The following is a 16,489-nucleotide window of genomic DNA, read 5'->3' on the forward strand; positions in this document are numbered from 1 at the left end:
CGTATCTGTAATTCTTATAAACAACCTCCTAAATAGGCAGCTTTAGTTCCTCACCTTCCTCTAGTTTAAATCTCTTTTTAAATAATCCTACACCTAGGTATAGAAATGGGGTGTCTAAAGCGGCAACAATCACTTTAAATAGAAAACCTCCTAAAAGAAGACCTCCAAACAACTGCCACTCAATGAGTCCAAAGATACAGAGTAAAGAAAGGACCGAAAATGTATCTATAAATTGAGAAAAGAACGTAGAAAAATTATTTCTGAGCCAAAGGTGTTTGCCTTTTGTGATACGTTTCCAAAAGTGATAGATATGAATATCTACGTATTGTGCTAGTAGATAGGCAATCATACTTGCGAAAACTGCGAGCGCAGTGACCCCAAAAACCTTAGTAAACAGTGTATCATCTACGGGAGACCAGCTTGTAGCAGGAACAGCGTCACCTACATAAACGATTAAGAGCGAAAATAAGGAGGCAAAAATACCAGCAGTAACCATTTGGTTTGCTTTTTTCTTACCATAAATCTCGCTTACGACATCTGTAATTAAAAAGGTAATTGGGTAGGGAAGTATCCCTACCGAAATCTCAAAGGTGTAGATTCCGAAAAAATTCCACGAAAAGAATTTTTGGAATATTAAATTGGACACAACTAATGCACAGATAAAAAGAGCGCCTAGAATGACATAAATGCGATACGCAAGTTGTAAATCCTTTGTATTTAAATCTTTAGAGGGTAGTTGCATTTTCTTGATAACTTCGATTTCAAAATTAGCGCATTGTGATTTTGATTTCCTTAATTTGTTGTGAAATGTTATTCTCGTAAATCAATAGCTAGATCTTTGCATACCACATTCTTATCATTAGGCAGTAATCAAGGAAACACTTATGAAGCACTCGATAAAGCGATACAATTGCTTTTTGAGCGTGTAGGTAGGGTTGTAAAAATTTCTCCTGTGTATCAAAGTCCTGCTTGGGGTTTTGAGGGGCCAGATTTTCACAACTGTGTGGTGAGGATGGAAACATCACTACCTATTAAAAAACTCTTAGACACGACACAATCTATAGAGCAATTACTAGGTCGCAAGGAAAAGGAAGGAACCGCTTATCAATCAAGAATAATAGACATAGATATATTGCTTTATGACGATGTTGTAAGGCATTCCGACCAACTCACAGTTCCTCATAAACATATGCAAGAGCGTTTGTTTGTGCTACAGCCACTTGCAGATATCGCAGGTGATGAGGTATGTGAGGCATTATCTACAGCTGAAAACCCAGTCACTTATTTAGGGTTATTAGAAGCTTGTATTGATGATAGTATACTTACTAAGCAGGCTAAGTGGCTCAAAAAACCACAAGATAGTATTGATCTAGGTGGTTACAACTATATTACCATAGAAGGAAATATAGGAGCAGGAAAAACAAGCCTCGCCACGATGATCTCTGAGGAGTTTAATGCAAAGCTTATACTTGAGCGCTTTAAGGACAATCCTTTTTTGCCTAAATTTTATAAAGACCCAGATAGATTTGCCTTCCCTCTAGAAATGTCTTTTCTAGCAGATAGATACCAGCAGCTTCTAGATGATTTAGGGCAATATGATCTTTTTAAGGATTTTATGTGTGCAGATTATGATCGTTATAAATCGCTCATATTTGCACAGGTAACGTTGCAGGAGGAGGAGTTTTTACTTTATAAACGTCTTCATGAAATGATGTATAAAGATATGCCGCAGCCAGACTTATACGTGTACCTTTATCAAAATACAGAGCGTTTACTTAAGAACATAAAGAAGCGTGGTCGTAGTTATGAGAAGAGTATCGATCCTACATATTTAGAAAAAATAAATCAAGGATACCTAGATTTTATAAAGACTCAACATAATCTTAATGTAAAGATTATTGATATTTCGGAGTTAGATTTTGTCAAAAATAGAGCTGATTTTTTATCAATTATCAATCAATTTACAAACGAGTAATTTAGAGTTTAGAAATATAATCATCTAGAAACGCAAGTCTTTCTTTAGTCCATTGTTGCATATAGTCTAGCCCTTCTCGGTCAGATTTAAAATCTTTCCATACCAGCTGTTCTCTTTCAAAAACTAGATTAGATGAGAGTTTTTCATATACATTTTGTTGCCTAGTGAGTAATTCTTCTTGACTCAATACTTGAGCTCGAAGTGTTTTCCATCGTTTTTTAAAACGCGTGTTAAAATCATCTGCATTTGTTTTTATAAGTCTTCTCACGAGACCATTTGTGAGAAAATCATCGGTGGTTTTTATTCGTTTACCACTAAAAATAGTCCCGAAGCTTCCATCTAGATCCCATGGTGCATAGAAGTAAGGTTCTCCTGCATCGTAACGTATGAGATATAAATTCTTGCCTAAATTATCTGGCGCGCGCACAGCATTGATATATAGGAAATAATCAATCGCGTTATTGATTACAAATTGTTCTGAAATTCCTTTCGCGAAAGCGTTATCATCACTATGCACTACAAAATCTGTAAAAGGGTATACATTATCCCAGGGAGCATTAGTGTCAGAAGGGTATTTAATATCATAACCGCCCCAGCTTGCTAAGAAATTCTTTTTAGGAGATATGGAGTCAAAAGAGCTAGCGCCTAGGTAGCGCGCCCCTTGAAAAATCTCACCACGCACCGTGTCACCACGATTCTTTTTTACTTGTACGAGTTTGCGATCTATTTGTTCTTGTAGTAAGAAGATGCCTTGGTAGCTCCCGTTTACAAAAACCTCGGCATAGGCTGCTGTTGCGCCAGCTTTGGCTGTTGGTTCTTTATCTAGATAATGCGGTTTGTAAATATCATTCCATAAATTGAGAGAGAGGTAAGAACGCATACGTAGCGGCTCGTTGTAAAGCCCATCCAGAATCCAGTCATCATCATTGCGCATACCTGCAAGCTCATAATCTTGATTTTCAAAACCTAGACTGTCTTTATAAAAGTTGAGGTCGTACGTCTTTTTAGGAAACACAAGAGAGCTGCTTCCTCTCAGTTCTATCCCTGCATAACTTGTAAACTGCGTGTCTTTATCTGCATAAGAGATTGTTGCCATACGTTTAGGCTCATTTACAATCCCCTGTGGAGCATCTATCTGTATGAGCGGATATGAAGTGAGATAGGTTTTATAAGTAGTAGCGCCACGCTTTAATTGGTGAGAAGCAGTATAAATAGCATCCTTACTTGAAAGAGTAAGAGTGTATGATAGTCCGCTAATCTGGAAATCTGCATCTGTTACTGTGATCCCTTTAGGTATTTGGATAATGGCAATATTAAGAGAATCGTCTATTGCCACGCTTTGTGGAGTAAAGGATACTTGGGCACAAGAGTTAATAGAAATTGCTAGTACTAATAAAAAAATTGAATATCTCACAATAGATTGATTTACAGTAAAGATAAAGCAATTGAAATGCCACAAATGAATGTTAAGGAAATTTTGAGAGTCTTATAAAATTGTACTTTTATGCTATGAGATTGATAATTAGTTTTTTACTCTGCCTTTCTGCTACTATTTTGATGGGGCAAGAAAGTGCAAAATCAAGTATAGCGCTTGGTCCTCCTAACCCAAAACCAGGGGTTTGCTACCTTTCACGTGACGGTGTAGGAGAAGATAAACTATGGAAAGCGGTACTCTGTGAGTGGAAAGAATATCAAACTTTAGAGATTCTTAGTGATAGTATGGATCCGCGATTATCTAATTATGATAAACATTACATTAATAAACGAGTGCGTTTATTACTGGAACGTAAGCTCTCATTAGAAGTAGAAAGCTATTATTCATCAAGTGCTAGTGACACCACAGATGCTTGCCTTGCTCAGGCAAGAGCTAGGGAGGTAGGAGAATATCTTATAAGTCAGGGACTAGAAAGAAATCAGCTTAAGATTACCGTGCTCCCTGTTAAAGACAGCGTGGGATTAAGTTTGAGAGTAAGGGCAATTAATTCATTACCATAGCATTACGTTTTCTTAGTAAGTACGCTTCATTAAACTCTCTCCAAAAAGTCGCAATACCTCTTTCTTATCTTCAGAGATATCAACGTTATCTAGTGCTGTAAATGCTTTCTGCGTGTATTTGGCGATTTCTTGTTCTGTAGCTTTTGCTGCTCCAGAATCTAAAAACTGTTGCTTTACGGTTTCTATTTTATCGGCAGGATCTGCTGGTGAGATAGAGAAGAAATGCTCTAGTTGTTGTGCATCATCTTTATCAGAATTGATAAGCGCAGTAAGGTATAGGAAGGTTTTTTTATTTTCTATAATATCACCGCCCACTTGCTTCCCAAAACTCTCTGGATCGCCAAAGGCATCTAGATAATCATCTTGTAGTTGGAATGCTAGACCTAGATCTCGTCCATAGTTATAAATTGCTTCTTGACAAGTCTTTGAAGCACCAGCAACTATAGCTCCCATTTTAAGAGCAGCGCCCACGAGTACAGCTGTTTTGTACTCAATCATTTTCATATATTCTGGGATGGTAACATCGTCACGAGTCTCAAAATCTACGTCATATTGTTGCCCTTCACAAACCTCAATTGCCGTTTTAGAAAAGAGTTTTGCTAGTTCTTTAAAGGTATCACCTTCATAATTTTCAAAGAGTTGGTACGCCCTTATGAGCATTGCATCTCCAGAAAGGATCCCAGTGTTTATATCCCATTTTTCATGTACAGTTTCCTTACCACGACGCAGTGGAGCATCATCCATAATATCATCATGTACTAATGAAAAGTTGTGGAAAATTTCTATGGCTAGTGCAGCATCAAGTGCGATAGCATGGTCTTTTTCAAACAGCTCACAAGCCATAAGTGTAAGCACAGGACGCAGTCTCTTACCTCCTAAGCCAAGTATATAATTTATAGGGTCATATAAATTTTTCGGCTCTTTCTCTAAGGTGTGTTTATTTAAATAATCAATAAATACCTCTGTGTACTCTGGAATGCTGCGCATGAATTGCAATTTTTTTGTAAAAATAAGTGATAAGAGATGATTATGCCCTATTACGCTTTCGCGAAAGCGTACCCTAAAACCTTACAACTGTTAAAATTTGTGTAAAATAATAGGAAACTATAAAAACTTTAAAAGTTTCCTACGTATTTTTGCACTCGAAATATGAAAGAACAATTATTAAATACTGCCACAGAGTTGTTTTTAAGCCAGGGGTTTAAGAGCATCACAATGGATGATATAGCCAAAGAAATGGGTATGTCTAAGAAAACAGTGTACAGCTACTATTCAAATAAAGAAGCAATAGTCTCTGCAAGTGCGATGCAGATGTTTACAGATATATGCGGAGGGATAGATACCATATTTGAGCGTGAGTTAAATCCTATTGAAGAATTATATGACATTAAGAAATATGTACTTGAGCACATTAATGGAGAGCGTACTTCTTCTATGTATCAGCTTCAAAAATATTATCCTAAGATACACCAGACGCTTAGAAAGAGTCAGTATGATTACATGCAAAGTTGTGTGACTAGAAACGTGCTCAAAGGGATAGAACAAGAACTTTTTATAAGTGATATAAGTGTAGAGTTTGTAGTAAATATTTACTTCACGGGAATGACCGGAATTAAGGATGAGACTATTTTTCCTAAATCTACATTTCCCGTGTCAGACTTATATGATATGTATCTAGAGTATCACATACGTGGTATTGTAACACCTAAAGGAAGAAAAATTTTAAATAAACTCATCAAATCTAACCACAACTAATGATACAGAGATTATCGATAGCGATATTATTACTAGTAAGTGTTGCAACAATAGCACAAACTAGAAGTTTTACCGTAGAAGAGGCTGTAACCTTTGCTCTAGATAGCAATTATACAGCTATCAATAGCCGCCGAGATATCGCAAAGGCAATTAAGAGAAAATGGGAGACTACCGCTAGTGGATTACCACAGGTAAGCGCTAGTTTTGATTATAACTACCAGATAAAACAGCCTACACAGCTTATTCCAGCAGAATTTACGGGTGGTGAGCCTGGGACTTTTATTCCTGTAGTTTTTGGAACACAACAGAATGCTACTGCAACGGCAACATTGAGTCAGCTTATTTTTGATGGTTCATACCTTGTAGGGTTACAAGCTGCCAAAACATTTCTTGAGTTTTCTAAAAATGCAAACGAGAAAACGCAGCTAGAAGTTCGTAAGGGTGTAATAAATGCATACGGAGGAGTACTGCTTGCAGAGGAAAGTGTGGCAATACTAGATAAGAATATTGCGACATTAGAAGACAACCTTAGGGAGACTAGAATCATTTTTGAAAATGGATTTGCAGAGGAGGAAGATGTAGAGCAGCTACAGATTACGTTTTTATCACTTAAGAATCAGCGCGCAAATGCAAAGCGTATGGTAACCATTGCAAAGCAAATGTTTAACCTAGCAATAGGGATTGATATAGATCAAGAAACGGTGCTCACGCAAACCCTAGAAGGACTAGCATTACCTGCATTAGGACTTCTTAATGATACGGTAAACTTAGAGCAAAATGTAGATTACAAGATTGCAAATAATCTTAATGAACAACGTGAGCTCGAACTTAAACTTGAAAAAAGTAAAGCGCTGCCTACATTAGGTGCTTTTATAAATGTAGGAACATTTGCAGGGCGTAACGAGTTTAACTTCTTTGATAGTGACGAGAAGTGGTTTCCGCAATCTATTACCGGTTTCCAACTTAACATTCCAATTTTTAGTTCTGGAATGCGTAATGCAAGAACTGCGCAAGCGGCAATAGCGCTAGATCAAGCCAAAACTCAAAAAGAGGAGACAGAACAGCAAATTAAACTTGCATATGCATCTGCCAAAAGTGATCATGAGCTTGCCATAGATAACTACAATACATCTCTTAAGAATATCACGCTAGCAGAGCGTATCGAGAATAAAAACCAAGTAAAATTTAGAGAAGGCTTGAGTACGAGTTTTGATTTGAGACAAGCTCAGACACAGCTTTATCAAGTGCAACAGGAGTTGCTACAAGCAATGTTGCAAATAATCACAACAAAGGCAGATCTTGAGACCATACTTAATGTGCCTAATTATACCAATAACTAGTTTTCTTAACAAGGAATTTTAATAGAGTACCAACCAGAAATAAACAATGATGAAAAAATATATAACACTTGCTATCTTAAGTATTGCACTCGTTTCTTGTGGAGGAGACACTAGCGGAAAATCTGTAGAAGCACTCATAGAGTCTGGCTCAGTAGAAGAGCTTCAAGCTAAGAAAGAAGCACTTAAGGCAGAGATAACAACTAGTAATAATCAACTTGCACAAATAGAAAAAGTGCTAGAAGAAAAAACACCAAGAGACAAGAAAGAGGTTCTTATTACTACAATGACGGTTAAGGATACTTTGTTTAATCACTTTATTGAAGTACAAGGTAATGTGGAGACTAAGCAAAATGTGCTTATTTATCCAGAATACCAAGGGACGCTTTCAAGAGTACTTGTAAAGGAAGGGCAACGTGTGAGAAAAGGACAAACACTAGCTCGCATAGATGATGGAGGTTTAGGTAGTCAAGTAGCACAAATGGAATCACAACTTGCACTTGCCAAAACTACCTTTGAACGCCAGCAACGTTTATGGGATCAAAAAATAGGATCTGAAATTCAATACCTACAAGCAAAAACTCAATATGAATCTTCACAAAATATGGTGAGTCAAATTAGAAGTCAGCTGGGTAAGACTACTGTAAATGCACCTTTTTCTGGTGTGATAGACCAAGTAATTACAGACCAAGGAACGGTAGTTGCTCCAGGAATGGCGTTATTTAGAATTGTAAATCTTGACAATATGTATGTAGCTGCAGAGATTCCTGAGAGCTACTTACCTACAGTAACTGCTGGTAAAAAGGTAAAAGTAGATTTTCCTGTATTAGGAGAGACGGTTGAGACTACTGTGCGTCAGACTGGTAATTACATTAAACCATCAAACAGAAGTTTTGCTATAGAAGTAGATGTTCCTAATAAAGATGGTAAGGTAAAACCTAACCTTACTGCGCGACTTTCTATTAACGATTATACAGCAGATAACGCGATTTTAATCCCTCTCAATGTAATTAATGAAAATGCAGACGGTGAGCAATTTGTATATATCGCTTTCGCGAAAGCGGACGAAATGATAGCGCAGCAAAAAATAATTACTACTGGTAAATCTCAAGGAGATCGCATTGAAGTGCTTTCTGGAGTAGAAGTAGGCGATAAAATCATTGTAGAAGGAGCGCGATCTGTAAAAGACAACCAAGCTGTAAAAATCTTAACATACTAAGCGATGACAGATAAGAAAAAGAAAAATGTAGATAAGGAATTTGCAATCTCCAGCTGGGCGATTGATAATCCTACCATTATTTACGTTCTTATGGCGCTGTTTCTGGCCTTAGGAATGGGGGCATACTTAGGTATGGCGCGTGAGAATTTCCCGGAAATTAACGAGACTAAAATTTATATTTCGGCCCCATATCCTGGGAACACCGCAGAGGATATTGAACGTCTCATTGTAGATCCGCTAGAGGATAAACTTCAGAACTTATCAGACGTGGTTGAGGTGCTTTCTACTTCGCAAGAAGATTATGCAATCATCACCATAGAGTTTAAGGAAGGAGTTGATGTACAGGAGGCAAAGCAACGAGTAAAGGATGAGGTAGATTCAGAAACGGCAAATGAAGACTGGCCTACGTTTAACAATGCAAAGGTAGAGCCTAACGTATTTGACTTAAGTATCTCTGAGGAGACACCTATTCTTAATGTAAACGTATCTGGTAACTATCCTACTATAAAGCTTAAGGAATATGCAGAGTACCTGCAGGATGAGATAGAAAGCCTTAAGGAAATCAAAGAAGCAACTATACGTGGTGCGCAAGAGCGTGAGGTAGAAGTAGCAGTAGATGTGTATAAAATGATTGCTGCTCAAGTAAGTTTTAATGACATACTTGCTTCTATAGGTAATGAAAATATGACCCTATCTGCAGGTAATCTTGTGAGTAGCGGACAACGTCGTAACATTCGTGTGATAGGAGAAATCCAAAGCCCAGAAGAACTTGAAGATTTTGTAATCAAATCAGATAACGGGGCGGTATACCTTAAGGATATTGCAGAGGTAACTTTTTCTGAAGAGGATAAAACTACCTACGCTAGAGATCTCACATTATATGAAGGAGATACTGTAAATGATGAGGAGATAAGCGAGACGGTGGTAATGCTAGATGTAAAGAAAAGATCTGGCGAAAATATGATTGAAGCTGTTGAGCAAATCAACGAGATTATAGCAAATGCTACGGCAGAGGTATTTCCTCCTGATGTTGTAGTGCGTACCGCAAATGATCAGAGTGCAAAGACAGAAAACCAAGTAAACGACCTTGTAAACAATATCATCTTTGGTATTATTCTCGTGGTAGGCGTACTTATGTTCTTCTTAGGATTTAAAAATGCACTTTTTGTTGGGTTTGCAATTCCTATGTCTATGTTCATGAGTTTTATGATCCTCAACTTGATGGGTTATACCATGAATACCATGATTCTTTTTGCCCTTATTATGGGGCTTGGGATGCTAGTAGATAATGGTATTGTGGTAGTAGAAAATGTGTATCGTCTTATGGACGAAGAAGGAATGGGACGTATAGAAGCGGCCAAAAAAGGTATTGGAGAGATTGCATTCCCTATTATTATATCTACACTTACTACGGTAGCAGCTTTCGTACCATTAGGACTTTGGCCAGGGATTATGGGGCAGTTTATGATTTACTTCCCTATCACATTATCTGTGGTACTAGGGTCATCACTATTTGTAGCAATTTTTATAAACTCGATGCTCGTATCACAGTTTATGAAAACAGATGAGAAAGCGCTTTCGCGAAAATTTCTTATTCGTACCTCACTCATCATGTTGCCTATTGGGTTAATGATATTATTTTTAGGTGGAAGCATACGCGGACTAGGAAGTCTTGTGATTGCGACTATTATCTTCATGTGGATTTATAAATACGTACTTAAAGGTGCTGCCGATGCGTTCCAAAAACGTTTCTTAACGTGGTTAGAAGATGTTTATAAGAGATTCTTAGGATGGGCGATTAAAGGGTATAAGCCTATAGGATTTGTAGTAGGGATTTTCTTAATGCTTATTTTAACTTTTATGGCTTTTGGAGGATCTGTGAGTGCTGGTCGTACAGCTATAGAATTCTTCCCTGATAATAAGCCTAACCAGATTACGGTTTATATAGAATATCCAGAAGGTACAGCAATTACAAAGACAGATGCAATCACTAAAGAGATAGAGCAGCGTGTGTTCAAGGTCTTTAATGATGAGGCATACTTAGAAGGTGAAGATTACAATGCACTTGTAGAAACTTCTGTGTCACAAGTAGGAGAAGGCGCAGGTAACCCACAAACAGACGGAGGAAGCGCCGCCGAAATGCCGCACAGAGCAAAAATTACAGCTACTATGCGTGAGTATAAGTACCGTAATGAAGCAGATAGTGAAGAGCTTCGTTTTAAGGTACAAGATGCAGTAAGAGGAGTATATCCGGGAGTTGTAATTACTGTAGAAAAAGATGCTGCAGGACCACCACAGGGATATCCTATCAATATTGAATTAGAAGGAAAAGATTATCAAGAACTCATCATCGCAGCAGAAAAGATGCGTAACTATATCAATAGCCGCAACGTTCCTGGGGTAGATGAGCTTAAGATTAATGTAAATAGAGGTAAACCAGGAACAGAAGTTCTTGTAGATCGCCAGAAGGCAGGAGAGCTGGGTGTAGCTACTGGTCAAGTAGGGATGCAATTGCGTCGTTCTATCTTTGGTGATAAAGCTGGGGTTTATAAAAAAGATGGAGAAGATTATGATATTTACGTGCGCTTCAATGAAGAGCAGCGATATGATAAGTCGGCTTTATTTAATCAGAACATCACTTTTAGAGATCCTGCTACAGGTCAAGTAAAAGAAGTACCTGTAAGTGCAGTAACCACTACAAGAAACACATCTTCATTTAGTGCGATAAAGCACAGAGATTCTAAGCGTGTGGTGACAGTATATTCTAACCTTGCCGCTGGTTTTACAGATGCAGGTGTGGTAGTAGCTGCTGTACAAGAAGAGATGCAAAACTTCGACGAAATACCAAAGGATATTAAGGTAAACTATACAGGTCAAATTGAAGAGCAAGCAAAGGAAATGAATTTCTTGGTAAGTGCATTTTTTGGCGGACTGGCATTAATATTCTTCTTATTAATATTTCAATTTAGTTCCATTTCAAAACCTATCATCATTATGATAGCCATTTTCTTAAGTTTTATAGGAGTATTTGGTGGTATCATCATAAGTGGGTCGCCATTTGTAATTATCATGACCATGATGGGAATTATATCTCTTGCAGGTATTGTGGTAAATAATGGAGTGGTACTACTTGATTATACGCAGCTACTTGTAGATCGTAAAGAAGTAGCGCAAGATCTGGAAGGAAAGCAAATGCTTGATAAAAAGACCATGCAAGAACTCATTATAGAAGGTGGTCGTGCACGATTACGCCCGGTACTACTTACAGCGATAACAACAGTACTTGGGTTGATACCACTTGCTATAGGTATTAATATTGACTTCTTTGGGTTGTTCCAAGAGTTTGATGCAGGTATTTATGTAGGAGGTGATAACGTGATTTTCTGGGGACCACTAGCGTGGACCGTAATTTACGGATTAATCATAGCGACTTTCTTAACGCTTATTATTGTACCACTACTATACTACATAGTATATCGTATTAAATTCAAAATACGAGGTGGTAAAGATGCGGAAGAAGAAGAAAAAGAGCTGCCAGAAGCAGCATAAGTAATTAGTTAGTTAATTAGTGTAGAAAAGCGCATTCGGCAATAAGCTGAATGCGCTTTTTTAATGAGTAATTACGCTTTCGCGAAAGCATAAAAAAACCCTCTCAATAGATATTGAGAGGGTTTGAATGAATTAGATGTTTGTTTATTGATTCTCAGATAATGGTACTGGTAGTTCAGTAAATATGAGGTCTCCTTGTCTGTCAATAGGCAGTGTATTTTCAAGATTATATCTTCTTACGTCATATAAACGAGAATTCTCTGACCATAAAGAGTATCTACGTTGCTTTAATAATTCATCTGTTAGCGCTTCTGGTGTCAAAGCACCTGTATAATCATTTAGACTCGCACTATTGCGTATAATACTAAGAGCGGTTGCTGCATCATCAAAGTTACTAGCAAGAATACTAGCTTCTGCATATAGAAGGATTAACTCTTCGTTTCTCAGAATATCTATGCTTGAAAGTTGAGAGGCATAAAGTCTAGTTTCATTGGTCCCATTAAGATCATCTTGTCCTTGAGCATCTAAGCGAGTAGCTGTTTTAGTAGTTACCCTAGTATCACCAACTTCTGCATCCTCAATCCAACTATTGTGTACAATGATTTGATCACCATTTAAGTCAGGAGCACGGAACACAGGGTTTGCTTGATCTCCTGGGCTTAGACTAAAAATGTGTTTAGGTCCAGCGGTTAAAGAGCCATTAAGGTTAAAATAGGAATTAGTAAGAGCACTTAGTGCCTCTGTTCCATTACCTGAATAAACAGCGGTCATCGCTGCTACAGCTCTATTAAACTCTTGAAAAGATGATGGTGTATTGAAACCATCAAAACCATCACTCAATGTGAAAGCAAAACTAGCACCATTAAGAGTTGTAAAAGCGTCATCAAGCATATTTTTAGCAGCCATTAGAGCTTCGTCTGCACTTACAATCGGACCTAGATTGTCTTCGTCAGCTACGTCCACACGCGCAACATTATAAGATTTTACAATTTGAATTAGTTCATAAGCAGCAAAAGTTTTGGCAACACCTATATAGCCCTGTCTTTCTTCTTCTGTTATCGCTTCCGTATTCATTGCGGCATCAATAAGAATATTGGTGTTTTTTATGCAGCGGTAATTTCCATTCCATTGTGCAGTGCTATAAAAAGAGTTATTGTCAAGTGCAATACCATTTTTTCCTAGTAGATCACCTGTATTTCTCGGATCTGCATCAAATAGATATAACTCTCTCGCTATGGTGCCACTAGCTGTAGTTTCAATGCCTAAGCCGTTTCTTAGTGTAGATTCTACACCTACTACAAGTTCGTTAAGTTGTCCTATGTTGGCGTTTTCTTGAACACCACCCAGGCTTGGTCTGTTGGGATCAACCACCTCGTCTATAGAACAGGCTGTTATAAAGCCTATGACCATCGCATAGCTTATATATTTTATTGCTTTGTTATATGTTTTCATATGTATTTTTTAGAAGTTAACATTTAGGTGAAAGTAAACTTGTCTTGAGCTAGGGAAAGGTGTTACTTCAATTCCGCTTGATAAACCTGCACCACCATTTACAGATACTTCTGGATCATAACTACTATAATCTGTTATTGTAAAGATATTTCTACCGGAAACTCCAACTTTTACGCCGCTTACACTTTCTCCAAATGCTTTTTCTATAGCTCCTGTAGGTATTCTATAATAAACAGCAGCTTCTCTCAGCCTGAGGTATCCTGCTGGTTCTATAAATCGTACTCCAGTTGCTGGTAGATCTAGTCGTGCTTGACCAGCCGCTGTTTCAAGATCTGAGGATGTCTGACCTAAATCGCTTAAGAAGCGTGTAAGGTTAAGGTTATCCCCACCAGCTTTAAGTTGGAACAAAAATGAAACATCAATGTTATTCCACAAAGTAAGATTATTACTAAAAGCCATTTGAAAATCTGGTTCTACATTACCTATTTGAGTAGGAACTCCATCTATGTTTGTAACAATTTGAGTTACCGGCTGGCCTTCTTCAATAAAGAAAGTTCCTAGTCCAAGTCCAAAACCTGCTCCAGGTTGTGCAAACGCAGGTACTCCTAAGCGTGTAACCTTAGACCTGTTGAGATAAAACTGTAACCCTGTATTCCATTGAAAAGCTTCTGTTTGAAAAACATTTGCATCTAAAGCAAGTTCGACACCTTGGTTTTGTAAATCTGCTAGGTTGGTTAACTCTGTAGTAAAACCTGATGATGATGGCAACTGGCGTTGTAATAAGAGGTCATCAACATTTTTATTGTAATAGGTGGCTTGTAAATTAAGTCTTCCTTCAAAAAAACCAGCGTCAAAACCAATTTCAAATTCACGAGCTGTTTCTGGTTCTACATTAGGATCACCTCTTAGACCAGCTAATGATTGGCCAATAGTTCCACCAATGTTTGTGGCAGTAAGTCCTGTAAATGTTGATCCAAATCCAGCTGGATTTCCAGTTTCTCCATAAGCTGCACGTACTTTTAATTGGTTCATTGCTTCTAGATTCCAGAAATCAAAGTTTGCTAAGTTTACAGCTAGTGATGCTTTTGGGAATCCGTATAATTTGTTTGGATCACCATTTCTAGATGATTTGTCTAGACGATATCCTAATGTTCCTATGATTTGATCTTTGTAGTTACCCTCTACTTGTGTAAAGTATCCAAAGTCTTCTTCTTGGCTTAAAAATTGACTTGTAGCTTGAACACTAGATTGCTCAAGATTAGTTTGCCCCGCAGCTAAACCAGAGCCTCTTGCATTCACAAGATTTGCTTTTTGATTCAAATATGCAACACCCAATTGCGTTGTGAGCCCTAAGTCTCCATTGAGTGCATCATTGTTCCATACCGCTATGGCTTGTGCATTAAATTGAGTGAAATTATTTTTACCCTGAGCAACAAATCCTGGGGCTTGGTTCCCTAGTTGCCCTTGGTGATTTTCTGGAACGTATACAAACGTTTCATTCGCTAAATAATCAACTCCTCCACTTGTAACTAATTTAATGCGATTTTTGTCATTTGTAAAGAGTTTACTTGTAAGAGAAAGACCTTGTATAAGTCTATTGTTACTATCTTCATTTTTTGCAACATCTCTTACAAAAAGAGGATTTCCAGGATAGTTAGGGTTCAGTGGGTAATTTCCATTTTCATCTGGAAAAAGATTATTCCATGGGCGTGTAAAAGCTAGGTTGTAGCCATAACTTAAGCCTCCTTCATTTTCATTACCAGTAAAACTTCTGCTTGAATTACTTCTTACATAATTTGTTGTTGAGGTAACTTTAAAAATATCTGAAATAGTATGATCAAGGTTTGTTCTTAGAGATAAACGGTTAAACCCTGTATTTTTGATAATTCCTTCTTCATCTCTGTAGGAACCTCCTATATAAAATTTAGTTCTATCATCACCACCTGTTGCACTTATAGCTGTTTCAGTAATAATACCTGTTTCTCCATAAATTTCGTCTTCATAGTCGTAGAGTTTGCCATTTTCTGCGATTGTAGCATTATATTTAGCTAATTCTTCCTCGCCAAAAGTCTCTAAAACAGAATCTGCTGTCCAAGGTCTCAAACCAAGAGGATTAGCGATACGAGTGATACCCAAATCTTGCTTAAAGTTAATCTTGGTTTTACCACCTTTTCCTCTTTTTGTAGTGATAATTACAACTCCGGCATTACCGCGTTGTCCGTAAATTGCAGCTGCCGATGATCCTTTTAGAATCTCGATATTTTCAATATCATTTGGATCAATATCGGCAAGTCTATTTCCGGCGTTCTCTTCATTTCCTCCATTTGCTCCTGAAGCAAAACGAAGACCTGATGGAATTTCTACGTTATTTACGTAAACACCATCTACAATAATAAGAGGCTGGTTGTTACCATTAATAGACGATACTCCACGTAATCTAAGTGCAAGTCCTCCTCCTGGAGCACCTGAAGATGAGGTGATATTGACTCCTGGTACTTTTCCATAAAGTGCGCCGTCTATCGTAGTTTGTCCTGTTGTTCCAACAAGTTCTTCAGCTGAAACACTTGCTACAGCATTAGCAAGATTTGATCTCTTTACAGAAGATGCAAGTCCAGAAATCACTACTTCATCTAGTGACTCAGAGGATTCTTCTAGAGTTACGTTTAATGTTTGTGAGCTTGAAATTAATTTTTCTTGTGTAGCATACCCTAGATATGAAAATTCTAAGGTTCCAGAATTACCATTAAGTGTGATTGAATAATTGCCATCAAAATCTGAGGTGGTTCCGTTTGAACTTCCTTTTTCAATAACATTGACAAAGGGAATTGGGTTATTTCCAGCATCTTTAATAACTCCTGTAACAACAGACTGACCCATCAGGGCACAAGGAATTAAAAATAACAAGAAATAAACCATTTTGAGTAATGGGTACTTTTGTTTCATTTGTTTTTTGATTTAGTTTATAATCCAAATTATAAATAATATTTAACTTATTTAACTAATGATTAACTATTTGCTAATAATTTTCTAAAAATTACACGAAATAAGTGAATTTACCAATCGTTGTCTTGATTCTTCAAATAAATCAGCTTTCTTTTGAGAACTTTTCATACAATATTTATTAGATATATGAGAACAAGGGTGTTGTGAAATAATCTCCAGCATTTTTAAGTTCACATTTTTTAAATAGGACCTTAAATTGTTAAA

11 protein-coding genes are annotated in these 16,489 nt (G+C 37.4%); 6 read left to right on the plus strand and 5 right to left on the minus strand.

Annotation, left to right across the window (positions count from 1 at the left end; all coding sequences use genetic code 11):
• Positions 1-28 precede the first annotated feature (28 nt).
• The gene (locus tag DCS32_RS07935; protein ID WP_108877784.1) at positions 29-742 is read right to left on the minus strand and encodes a queuosine precursor transporter; all 714 of its coding nucleotides are present in this window, start codon (positions 740-742) and stop codon (positions 29-31) included.
• A gap of 96 nt (positions 743-838) precedes the next feature.
• Between DCS32_RS07935 and folK the strand changes: the two genes are divergently transcribed.
• Complete coding sequence (gene folK / locus DCS32_RS07940; RefSeq protein ID WP_108877785.1) at positions 839-1,975, plus strand: 2-amino-4-hydroxy-6-hydroxymethyldihydropteridine diphosphokinase; 1,137 nt, start codon at positions 839-841, stop codon at positions 1,973-1,975.
• Between the two features lies 1 nt (position 1,976).
• Here the strand turns inward: folK and DCS32_RS07945 are convergent, their stop codons facing one another.
• A complete protein-coding gene (locus tag DCS32_RS07945; RefSeq protein WP_108877786.1) occupies positions 1,977-3,389 on the minus strand; it encodes a CotH kinase family protein in 1,413 nt (470 codons plus the stop codon).
• 95 nt (positions 3,390-3,484) lie between these two features.
• Here DCS32_RS07945 and DCS32_RS07950 point away from each other — a divergent pair, with 95 nt between their 5' ends.
• On the plus strand, positions 3,485-3,970 hold the full coding sequence (locus DCS32_RS07950) for an OmpA family protein (protein WP_108877787.1): 486 nt from the start codon (positions 3,485-3,487) through the stop codon (positions 3,968-3,970).
• A gap of 12 nt (positions 3,971-3,982) precedes the next feature.
• Here the strand turns inward: DCS32_RS07950 and DCS32_RS07955 are convergent, their stop codons facing one another.
• Positions 3,983-4,957 carry a polyprenyl synthetase family protein gene (locus DCS32_RS07955; RefSeq protein WP_108877788.1) on the minus strand — a complete coding sequence of 325 codons (975 nt, stop codon included), beginning with the start codon at positions 4,955-4,957 and terminating at the stop codon, positions 3,983-3,985.
• 162 nt (positions 4,958-5,119) lie between these two features.
• Between DCS32_RS07955 and DCS32_RS07960 the strand changes: the two genes are divergently transcribed.
• From DCS32_RS07960 to DCS32_RS07975, 4 genes are read left to right on the plus strand one after another with little or no spacing between them, the layout of a single operon-like run.
• Complete coding sequence (locus tag DCS32_RS07960; RefSeq protein ID WP_108877789.1) at positions 5,120-5,725, plus strand: TetR/AcrR family transcriptional regulator; 606 nt, start codon at positions 5,120-5,122, stop codon at positions 5,723-5,725.
• Entirely contained in the window at positions 5,725-7,065 is a 1,341-nt protein-coding gene (locus DCS32_RS07965; protein WP_108877790.1) for a TolC family protein, read from the plus strand. Before DCS32_RS07960 ends, DCS32_RS07965 begins: the two co-directional genes overlap by 1 nt.
• Before the next feature lie 49 nt (positions 7,066-7,114).
• Entirely contained in the window at positions 7,115-8,281 is a 1,167-nt protein-coding gene (locus DCS32_RS07970; protein ID WP_108877791.1) for an efflux RND transporter periplasmic adaptor subunit, read from the plus strand.
• Between the two features lie 3 nt (positions 8,282-8,284).
• Positions 8,285-11,830, plus strand: a complete 3,546-nt coding sequence (locus tag DCS32_RS07975) for an efflux RND transporter permease subunit (RefSeq protein WP_108877792.1) — start codon at positions 8,285-8,287, stop codon at positions 11,828-11,830.
• Positions 11,831-11,974: 144 nt separating this feature from the next.
• Here DCS32_RS07975 and DCS32_RS07980 read toward each other — a convergent pair whose 3' ends face one another.
• On the minus strand, positions 11,975-13,282 hold the full coding sequence (locus tag DCS32_RS07980; protein ID WP_108877793.1) for a RagB/SusD family nutrient uptake outer membrane protein: 1,308 nt from the start codon (positions 13,280-13,282) through the stop codon (positions 11,975-11,977).
• Positions 13,283-13,291: 9 nt separating this feature from the next.
• On the minus strand, positions 13,292-16,225 hold the full coding sequence (locus tag DCS32_RS07985; RefSeq protein ID WP_108877794.1) for a SusC/RagA family TonB-linked outer membrane protein: 2,934 nt from the start codon (positions 16,223-16,225) through the stop codon (positions 13,292-13,294).
• Between the last annotated feature and the right edge of the window lie 264 nt (positions 16,226-16,489).

Source organism: Dokdonia sp. Dokd-P16 (assembly GCF_003095655.1).
Lineage (GTDB): Bacteria > Bacteroidota > Bacteroidia > Flavobacteriales > Flavobacteriaceae > Dokdonia.